Raw genomic sequence first — 9,811 nt, 5'->3', positions numbered from 1 at the left:
TCGATTTATAGCATCGCTTCGAATGCTTGTCCACCCCGACGTCCAAATCTCGAACATCTGTACTTTTCGTGCTACAAATGACGTGAGGCCTTTTTCAACGCCGCCAGCTAATAGACCACCGATAGATCCACCCAATCCCCTAGGAGCCAGCAATGGGCCGCAAGCCAAAGAAGACCGCCGAGAAGACCGACTACGCTTCCCTGTCTGATCGCCAGAGACGAATTCTCAACGTCATTAGTGACGCCGTCATGCTGCGTGGTTACCCACCAAGCATCCGCGAAATTGGTGACGCAGCAGGCCTGCAGTCCACCTCCTCTGTTGCCTACCAGCTAAAGCAATTGGAAGAAAAGGGCTTCTTGCGTCGTGACCCAAATAAGCCACGAGCCGTAGATGTTCGACACCTAAATACCGACGATGGCGCCAAGAAGCCGGGCCGCAAACCGGCTAAGCCCGAACAGCAGGTTCCCGCAGAGGCAGGTGCGGTTTCCTACATTCCTGTGGTTGGCCGAATCGCAGCGGGTGCGCCCATTACCGCGGAAGAAAACGTAGACACTTACTTTCCGATGCCCGATGAGGTAGTCGGTGGCGGCGACCTTTATATGCTGCAAGTGGTCGGCGACTCGATGCAGGATGCCGGCATTCTTGATGGCGACTGGGTAATCATTCGCTCCCAGTCAGTTGCAGAAGAAGGCGAGTTCGTTGCAGCGCTGCTCGATGGTGCTGAAGCTACCGTTAAGGAATTCCACCGCGATTCCTCTGGCGTATGGCTGCTCCCCCACAATGATGCCTACGCTCCCATCAACGGCGATGATGCGAAGATCATGGGCAAGGTTGTATCGGTATTCCGTAAGCTTTAGTCACCTGCCTAACACTGATTCTATAGCCCCGCGAGGTCCTCGATTGGCCCTTGCGGGGTCTATCTATGTGCACGCCTCTTTGACGCGGCCTGCGTCCCAGCCACCCCCATTTTCGCTCTATTTCGGACCCGGACACCTATAGAGACGAAAATCCCACTTTCCCACTTTGGCCGATAACCAGGTATTTCAGGGTGCTTGATATCGGACGCAGCTGTGCAAATTTTTGCTTCAGTCCGTTTATTCCCGATTTTTGAGACAATGGACTAAGCAAAACAACATCGCCGGATTTTTACTTCCGCAGAACGTGGCAATGTTTACCCCCACCCCATGATGCGATGTCTCTAGATTCAAGGAGGAATCATGTACGCAGAAGAGCGGCGTCGCCAAATTGCTTCTCTCACCGCCGTTGAAGGCCGCGTCAACGTCACTGAGCTCTCAGAGCGCTTCGAAGTCACGGCCGAAACCATTCGCCGCGACCTTGCGGTGCTTGACCGTGAGGGCGTTGTTCATCGCGTGCACGGCGGCGCAGTAGCCTCTCAATCTTTCCAGACCGCGGAGCTCACACTGGATACCCGCCAGCGGTCAGCCTCCGGCGCGAAAGCGGCCATCGCCCGCGCGGCCCTTGACTTTCTCCCCCACGGCGGCGGCAGCATATTCTTGGACGCAGGCACCACTATTAACGCGTTCGCGGAGCTCATTGGACAGCAATACCCGCAGGCGCAGTTCAATATTGTCTCCAATAGCTTGCCCATTGCTTTGTCGCTAGCGGGCAATGGCGTTCCAGACGTCCAGCTACTTGGCGGTACGGTTCGCGCGATTACCCAGGCCGTCGTTGGCGATACCGCACTGCGCACCCTAGCGCTGATGCGTGCCGACGTCGCATTTATCGGTACCAATGCCCTAACCCTGGATCATGGCTTGTCGACGGCCGACTCCCAAGAGGCAGCCATCAAATCCGCTTTCGTCACCAATGCCCACAAGGTTGTGGTCATGTGTGACTCCAGCAAGCTGGGCAATGATTACTTGGTAAGTTTCGCCTCTGCCGCCGATATCGACGTCGTCATCACTGACGCCGCTGCCCCCGATTCCTTCGTGGAGGCGCTGCGCGAACGCGAGATTGAGGTCGTGCTCGCCAGCGAATAGTCCCCCGATCCTTCGCCAACTTTAGGCGAAGGACTCCATGCGCTCGACCACTGCGGTACGGGCAGCGTCAGGGCTTTCCGCATCCAGCGCCACCTCGGAAAGCTGCTGGCACTGTTCCAGGGTAACCTCTGCCAGCTGCGCGCCGACGCCCGCAACTGCGGTCGACGCTGCGGATAGCGAATTTACGCCCAAGCCGGTAAGCACGCAGGCCAACATCGGGTCGGCTGCCGCCTCACCGCACACGCCTACCGCAACGTTATTGGCCTGGCCCACGATGCAGGTGTGCTGAATGAGCCGCAGCACAGCCGGCTGCCACGGGTCGGTCAGGTAGGCCAGCTGTGGCGACAGGCGGTCCGCAGCCATAGTGTACTGAGTCAGGTCATTAGTGCCGATAGACACGAAATCAAGGTGCGGCATGATTTTATCCGCCATAAGCGCTGCGGCCGGAACCTCAATCATGGCGCCGGCAGTCAGGCCGCGCTCGCGGCACAGGCTAGCAAACCACTGGGCCTCGGTAGAGGTGGCAACCATAGGAGCCATCACCCAGGTAGATGCTTTGTCATCGCGAGCCGCAGCCGCCTGCGCAATCGCATCCAGCTGGCGGGTCAGCAAAGCCTCATTATCGCGTGCAATACGCAGGCCACGAACACCCAATGCTGGGTTTTCCTCGGAGCTTAGCGTGGCATAAGAAATAGGCTTATCGGATCCCGCATCCAGCGTACGCACGACAACCTTTGATTCAGGAAAGGCATTAAAGACCTTGCCGTAAATCTTTGCCTGCTCGTCAACGCTGGGCTCTTCACTGGCCGAGAGGAACGATAGTTCCGTGCGGTACAGGCCAATACCCTCTGCCTGTGAATCCGAAGCAATGCGGGCGGCGTTGCCATCAGCGACATTGGCAAGCAACTGCACGCGGTGGCCGTCCTTGGTTTCAGCCGGGCCGCGCCACTGGGCAACGCGTGCCGCACGCTCGCGATACTCAGCCACGGCCTTTGTGGAAGCCTCTTCGTCGGCCCCAAGGGTGACGGCGCCCACTGCACCATCGACGAATACCAGCGTGCCGCTTTCAATATCGCTCAGCGCGGCGCCCACAGCAACGATGCATGGAATATCCAACTGACGGGCGATGATGGCCGTATGGCTGGTAGGTCCACCAAGTTCGGTAACAAGGGCTTTGATGTGCTTGGTATCCAGCGTCGCGGTATCGGCCGGGGCCAAGTCATCCGCGAACAAAACGGCCTCGCCGTCGACGAGTGGCAGGCCCGGCTCGTCCTCGCCGCGCAGCTCTGCAATAACGCGGTCTCGCACGTCCTTCAAGTCAGTAGTGCGCTCGGCCATCACTCCGCCGGCGGCTTCGAACATGGTGACAAACTTATCGGTGGCGCCGACAGTAGCGAATTCCGCATCCCGGCCGGTGCGGATATTCTTGCGCACCGCCTTATGCCAACCACGGTCCTTGACCATGCCGGCCGTTGCGGTCAGAACTTCCGCAGCCTGGCCTTCTGCGGCAGCAGCTCGCTGCTCCAAGCGGCCAGCGACGGTATCTACGGCCGCAAGGAAGCGGTCGTATTCAGATTCGCTCGCTTGCTCTGGGTCGATGCTTCCTTCGGTAGGCAAGGCTGGGCGAGGGCGGACCCACACGGCTTCGGCGTAGGCGACTCCAGCAACGACTCCGGTGCCTTTAATTGTGGACTCAGACGCGTTTTCCATGAGCGTACTTCCTTCGAAGATAGCGGTCTATTAACTTCCAGAACACCACAAACCGGATAGAAAAGCAATGTATACCACAGGAATTCTGTTGACTTTCGGACACAATCGGACAAGAATCAACATTAAGGGCGGGCCATGCCCTAAGTTTCTCTCCAGCGGCGTTCGGCCCCCAATATACAACCTGCGAAAGGGACCACTTGATTCTCACGCTGACCCCCAATCCCAGTATCGACGCCACCCTTGTCCTCAGCGAGCCTTTGACCTCCGGTGATGTCCACCGCGCCAGCGAGGTCACACAGGTTGCTGGCGGCAAGGGTGTAAACGTCACCCATGCCGTGCACTTGGCCGGCGAGCAATCCTTGGCTCTTTTCCCGGCCCACGACTCCGATTCTTTCCTGAATCTCATCCACTCGGCCGGGCTGCCTTCCTCTGCAATCCCCATGGACGGCACAGTTCGAGTCAATACCACCATCACAGAGCCTGATGGCACTACCACCAAGGTCAACGGTCCAGGCCCTGTGCTTTCCGACGCCGACTCCCACGCCATTACCTCCGAGCTCACCGCCCGCGCCCTTGCCTCCGAGTGGGTGGTTCTAGCCGGCTCCCTGCCGCGTGGCGTTAACACCGATTGGTATTGCGACCTCATCTCCGCAGTCCGCGCGGCCGCACCACAGGCTCGCATTGCCGTCGATACGTCTGATGCCCCAATGCAGGCCATTGGCGAAAGCCTCAATTCTGCTGCGCCGGATCTCATTAAGCCCAATGGATTAGAGCTCGGCCAGCTCACCGGAACCGACGGCCGCGAACTGGAAGACCAGGCCGCACGCGGCGAGTACTCGGAGGTTGTTCGGGCGGCCCGGGACGTCGTCAAGCAGGGCATCGCAGAGGTACTCGTCACTCTTGGCGGTGCCGGCGCGGTGCTGGTTACCGCGGACGGCGCTTGGGCTGCAACTCCCCCGCCAGCAACGGTGAAATCCACCGTAGGCGCCGGTGACGCCGCGCTCGCCGGATACCTTCTTGGCCGCACCGCCGGTAAGTCGCCGGCCGATAGCCTCGCGCAGTCGGTGGCCTACGGAACTGCGGCTGCATCCAAACAAGGCACCCAATTCCCCCGCCCAGAAGAACTCGATATCGCACATACCCCCGTAAACTCGCTAGCCTAAGGAGTGCCTAAACATGGCTTCCGACCTTATCACTACCGACCTAGTCGCGCTCGACGCCGACTTCGGCGACAGCGTTGACTCCGTCATCACCAACCTGGCCACGCTGGTCCATGACACCGGCCGAGCCACCGACATCGCCGGTTTGGCACATCCCGCCATCGACCGCGAGGCCAAGGCCGGTACCGGCGTCCCTGGCGGAGTCGCCATCCCGCACTGCCGCTCCGAGGCAGTGACCGAACCCACCCTCGCATTCGCCCGCCTGAGCCGCGGCGTGGATTTCTCCGGCCCCGACGGCGACGCCCAGCTAGTCTTCCTCATCGCTGCTCCGGCCGGCGGTGGCAAAGCCCACTTGAAGATTTTGTCCAAGTTGGCCCGCGCTCTAGTACGCAAGGACTTCCTCGAGTCCCTGCGCAACGCCCCCACCAAGGAAGAAATCGTCCGGCTTGTGCTGGACGTAGTCAACGCCGAAAAGCCGAAGAAGAAGCCAGCCGAGGAATCGGCCGCCCAGGGCGCTGCTGCCAGCACTGCCGCAACCGGTGCCGCTGCCGCCGGCACCGCCGGCTCCTCCGCCACCGCGTCCTCGGCCGCAACCCCTACCAACGCAGAACCTTCGGCCGATGTCACCCGCATCGTGGCCATCACCGCCTGCCCCACCGGCATCGCCCACACCTACATGGCGGCCGACGCCCTCACCCAAACCGCGGCCGAGCGCGATGACGTATCTCTGACCGTTGAGACGCAGGGCTCGTCTAATAATGAGTCTGTCTCCCAATCCACGATCGACGCGGCCGATGCGGTCATCTTCGCCACGGACGTCGGCGTGCGCGACCGCGAACGCTTCGCCGGCAAGCCGGTAATCGAATCCGGCGTCAAACGCGCCATCAATGAGCCCGGCACCATGCTCGACAAGGCCGTCGCTGCCGCTCACAACCCGCACGCCCACAAGGTCTCTGGCACTGCTACCCGCGCCGATGCGGAAGAAGAAGGTCAGTCGCTCGGTTGGGGCAAGCGCATCCAACAGGCAATTATGACCGGCGTGTCCTATATGGTCCCGTTCGTCGCGGCCGGCGGCCTGCTGCTTGCCCTCGGCTTCCTTTTCGGCGGTGCCGATATGGCCAACGGCTGGCAGGCACTATCGACGGACTTTTCGCTCGGCAACCTCCCCGGCCACGACGTGACCATTGACGGCGAACTCATGCACTTCGAGCGCTCCGGCCTGCTGCTCTACCTTGGCGCAGTTCTCTTCGCTATAGGCCAAGCAGCAATGGGCTTTATCGTCGCCGCGCTGTCGGGCTACATCGCCTACGCGCTCGCCGGCCGTCCGGGCATCGCCCCAGGCTTCGCGGGCGGCGCGATCGCGGTCACCTTGGGCGCTGGCTTCATCGGTGGTCTGGTTACCGGTCTGCTGGCAGGCTTCATCGCGATGTGGATTGGCAACTGGAAGGTACCGCGCTGGCTAGGCTCCCTCATGCCGGTTGTCATTATCCCGCTGCTGACCTCGTTGGTTGTCGGTCTTGCCATGTACCTGGCACTCGGCGTACCGCTGGCAAACCTCATGGAGGGCCTGCAAAATTGGCTGTCGTCCATGTCCGGTTCTTCGGCTGTATTGCTGGGCATCATTCTTGGCCTGATGATGTGCTTCGACTTGGGCGGCCCAGTCAATAAGGCGGCCTACCTTTTCGCGACGGCCGGGCTGTCTACCGGCGACGAATCCTCCATGCAGATCATGGCCGCCGTCATGGCGTCCGGCATGGTCGCACCAATTGCGCTGTCGCTGGCTACGTTTATCCGCAAGTCGCTGTTTACCCCGGCCGAGCAGGAGAACGGCAAGTCTGCCTGGCTGCTGGGTCTGTCCTTCGTCTCGGAGGGCGCCATCCCGTTTGCGGCGGCCGACCCGTTCCGCGTCATCCCTTCGATGATGGCCGGCGGCGCGGTGACGGGCGCGATTTCGATGGCCTTGTCGGTCGGTTCCCGTGCCCCGCACGGCGGCGTCTTCGTCTTCTTCGCCATCGACCCGTTCTGGGGCTACCTCGTGGCCATCGCGGCCGGCGTGGTTGTCTCCACTGCGGCGGTGCTGGCGATGAAGCAGTTCTGGCCTAACAGGGCCGCCGAAGAAGCCGCCCAGAACGTGGCAGCATAAACCAAACACTCGTACACTGGATTCTAAAAATCCCCGTAAGAAAGGATATTTTCATGGCTTCCAAGACTGTAAAGGTTGGCTCCTCTGTAGGCCTGCACGCACGTCCTGCATCTATTATCGCGGACGCTGCCGGCGAGTTCGATGAGGATATCTTCCTCAACCTGGTCGGCGATGATGATGAGGATGAGACCGATGCGGCCTCTTCCCTGATGATCATGGCTCTTGGCGCAGAACAGGGCGATGAGGTTACCGTCACCTCCGAAAACGAAGAAGCAGTGGAAAAGATTGCTGCTCTCATCGAGAAGGACCTAGACGCTTCCTAAGTCCTAAAACGGTTCGGCTCTAGGCTCCCCACCCTTGCGGTGGGGAGCCTTTCGCTTGCCGACGCCACCTATCCCCACGGTGGCACCCACGTCACCTGCCCACGCACCCGGGCTAGCCGGCCTCGTCGCGGCGGGGCGTTGGGGTCATCATCATTAACGCCGTTGTGATAGGGACAGCAGGTCGCAAGGTTCGCAGCGTTGGTCTCGCCGCCATGCTTCCAGGCTTTGAGGTGGTGAATCTGGCACTTGTCGGCAGGATAGTTACAGCTCTCCCATGGGCATACCGGGTTGACCGCAGCCGCCATGAGCCGCTGCTTGTCGTTGGCCACGCGCGAGGTCCGGTAGAGGTTGACCGGCCCCTCGTGGGGATGGACGAGCGTGACATAGCCGTGGTCGCTCAGTGTCCGCGCGACAAGCTCCGCTCCGGTGATTCGAGCGCCATTGGTGAGTTGGAGGGTGATTTCCTCGCCCTCTCCGTCTACTACGCGGTCGAGCTCGTCGAGTGTGAGAACCACCTGCGTCGTCACCGTCGCCCGCGTCGCATCCGCCTTGCCAAAGAAGAGGTCTTTGGCAGATTCCAGGGGCTTATTGGCATCCAATGCAGCGTGCATATCCGCCACATCGGCCGAATCCCCGGTAATGGTCAGTGACCATGGGCCGCCGGAGCGGCGGGTGATGCGCACTCCCTTTTCGGGCGCGCGGCGCGGTCGCAGCTCGCGTACCAAAGCGCGGGCACGCTTTTCCAAGGCGGTGGCGCTGCCGCGAAAGGCACACAGTTCGGTGCGTAGGGTCCAGGCATCGCGCTGCGTCGACAAGCGCAAGGCGTATTTTTCAATCAGAAGTAGCACGTCGAGGGAATGCCTAGTCTGCCGCGCCGCTCGCTGTTTGGCAGCAAAGCCGCACCGGCCGAAATAGGTATCGCATAGACGCAACAGGTCGCGCGCGGCGATGTCGGAGGCGCCCCGCGCGATGAGCTCGCGATCGCTCAGCTCTTGAACGGCGGCGACAACGTCCATGCCGGCGTTCACTGCGTTTAAGTATGCGTTCAATGCGGTCATGCCGCTAAGTAAAATAGCCCCCGCACGCCTTCGCGAGCCGCATATCGGCTCGCTGTGGATAACCCGCGTTGGCCCGTCAACAACACTGCCCGCCGCGGTCGCGCGACGGGCAGTTATCCACAGGTGGAAAATTAATACTTGGCGCCGTGCCCCTCGCCGACGGAATCGTAGAGCTTCTTCATTATCGGATAGGCCACAATGATGCCTACCGAGCCCCACGCGATGCCCTCGAGAGAGACCCCGCCCACGGTGAGGGTCAGGTTGCCGATGCCCGCGATAAGCGCCACTGCGGCCGCAGTCAGGTTGACCGGGTTATTGAAATTAACCTTATTATCCATCCAGATGCGCACACCCAGCATGCCGATGAGTCCATACAGCACGATGCAGGCGCCGCCCAGAACGCCGGTCGGGATGGTGAAAATCAGCGCACCAAACTTCGGCACGAAGGCCAAAAGGATGGCGGTAAAGGCTGCTACCCAATAGGCGGCGGTGGAATATACACGGGTTGCGGCCATCACGCCGATATTTTCGGCGTAGGTCGTGGTACCGGAGCCGCCAAAGCCACCGGCAAGGGTGGACGCGAGGCCATCGGCGATCAGCGCGTCACCGGCCAGGTCATCGAGATCGCGCTTGGTCATCTCAGAGACGGCTTTGACGTGGCCGACGTTTTCCGCGATAAGCACCACCAGCACGGGAAGCGCCACGGCAATGGCGGAGACGTTGAAAGAAGGCGCGTGGAATTCCGGCAGGCCCACCCACGGGGCGGCATCGATGGCCGCGACGGCGTCATCGCCGAGGTTGCCGGTCAGCGCAGCGAAGACCCAGCCGACGACCACGCCGAGCAGAATGGATAGGCGCGAGACCATGCCGCGGCCGGCGACGGTGGCCAGCAGGATGACGAGCAGCGTCACGGCGGCCACGAGCGGCTGGGAGGCGAAGTTCTCGGCCGCATTGGGTGCTAGGTTCAGGCCGATAAGTGCCACGATGGCACCGGTGACGGCCGGCGGCATGACGGCGTCTAGGACGCGGCGGCCGGCGATCTTGACTGCCACACCCACCGCGGCCAAGACGAGGCCGGTGACCAAAATGGAGCCGGCCTGCGCGGCGATGCCGTACTGCTGCGACGCCGAAAGTGGCGCAATGAACGCGAACGAGGAACCGAGGTAAGACGGCAGCCGGTTGCGCGTGATAAGCAGGAACAAAATGGTTCCGAGACCGGAAAAGAGCAGCGTCGTATTGACGGGGAATCCGGTCAGGGTGGGAACCAAAAGCGTGGCGCCGAACATGGCCACCACGTGCTGCATTCCGATGCCGATGGTTCGGCCCCAGCTGAGTCGTTCTTCCGGCGCCACGACCGCGCCCGGTGCAATCCTTTTACCGTCTCCGTGGACGGTCCAACCTTTTAAGCTCACGAGCC

Annotated in this window: 8 protein-coding genes; 5 read left to right on the top strand and 3 right to left on the bottom strand. The window is 61.3% G+C overall.

The window, feature by feature from the left end:
- Positions 1 to 152: 152 nt before the first annotated feature.
- Both lexA and MHY13_RS05335 read left to right on the top strand, forming a co-directional pair.
- Entirely contained in the window at positions 153 to 857 is a 705-nt protein-coding gene (gene lexA / locus MHY13_RS05340; RefSeq protein WP_239281949.1) for a transcriptional repressor LexA, read from the top strand.
- 360 nt (positions 858 to 1,217) lie between these two features.
- Complete coding sequence (locus tag MHY13_RS05335) at positions 1,218 to 2,000, top strand: DeoR/GlpR family DNA-binding transcription regulator (RefSeq protein ID WP_239281947.1); 783 nt, start codon at positions 1,218 to 1,220, stop codon at positions 1,998 to 2,000.
- A gap of 21 nt (positions 2,001 to 2,021) precedes the next feature.
- On the opposite strand, the gene ptsP is transcribed toward MHY13_RS05335, so the two are convergent.
- On the bottom strand, positions 2,022 to 3,710 hold the full coding sequence (gene ptsP, locus MHY13_RS05330; protein WP_239281920.1) for a phosphoenolpyruvate--protein phosphotransferase: 1,689 nt from the start codon (positions 3,708 to 3,710) through the stop codon (positions 2,022 to 2,024).
- Positions 3,711 to 3,907: 197 nt separating this feature from the next.
- On the opposite strand from ptsP, the gene MHY13_RS05325 reads away from it, so the two are divergent.
- The 3 genes from MHY13_RS05325 to MHY13_RS05315 are packed head-to-tail and all read left to right on the top strand — an operon-like array spanning position 3,908 to position 7,336.
- A complete protein-coding gene (locus MHY13_RS05325) occupies positions 3,908 to 4,873 on the top strand; it encodes a 1-phosphofructokinase family hexose kinase (protein ID WP_239281918.1) in 966 nt (321 codons plus the stop codon).
- A gap of 13 nt (positions 4,874 to 4,886) precedes the next feature.
- Positions 4,887 to 7,013 (top strand): fructose-specific PTS transporter subunit EIIC, encoded by a 2,127-nt coding sequence (locus tag MHY13_RS05320; RefSeq protein ID WP_239281916.1) that lies wholly within the window; start codon positions 4,887 to 4,889, stop codon positions 7,011 to 7,013.
- A 53-nt stretch (positions 7,014 to 7,066) separates the two neighbouring features.
- Positions 7,067 to 7,336, top strand: a complete 270-nt coding sequence (locus MHY13_RS05315) for an HPr family phosphocarrier protein (RefSeq protein WP_005325102.1) — start codon at positions 7,067 to 7,069, stop codon at positions 7,334 to 7,336.
- A gap of 68 nt (positions 7,337 to 7,404) precedes the next feature.
- On the opposite strand, the gene MHY13_RS05310 is transcribed toward MHY13_RS05315, so the two are convergent.
- Both MHY13_RS05310 and MHY13_RS05305 read right to left on the bottom strand, forming a co-directional pair.
- Positions 7,405 to 8,394 (bottom strand): HNH endonuclease signature motif containing protein, encoded by a 990-nt coding sequence (locus tag MHY13_RS05310; RefSeq protein ID WP_239281898.1) that lies wholly within the window; start codon positions 8,392 to 8,394, stop codon positions 7,405 to 7,407.
- A gap of 131 nt (positions 8,395 to 8,525) precedes the next feature.
- Positions 8,526 to 9,806 (bottom strand): uracil-xanthine permease family protein, encoded by a 1,281-nt coding sequence (locus MHY13_RS05305; protein ID WP_040425259.1) that lies wholly within the window; start codon positions 9,804 to 9,806, stop codon positions 8,526 to 8,528.
- Between the last annotated feature and the right edge of the window lie 5 nt (positions 9,807 to 9,811).

The sequence above is a fragment of the Corynebacterium sp. ACRPE genome (assembly GCF_022347435.1).
Taxonomy (GTDB): domain Bacteria; phylum Actinomycetota; class Actinomycetes; order Mycobacteriales; family Mycobacteriaceae; genus Corynebacterium; species Corynebacterium tuberculostearicum_D.
This window is presented reverse-complemented; position numbering and strand designations above follow the sequence as displayed.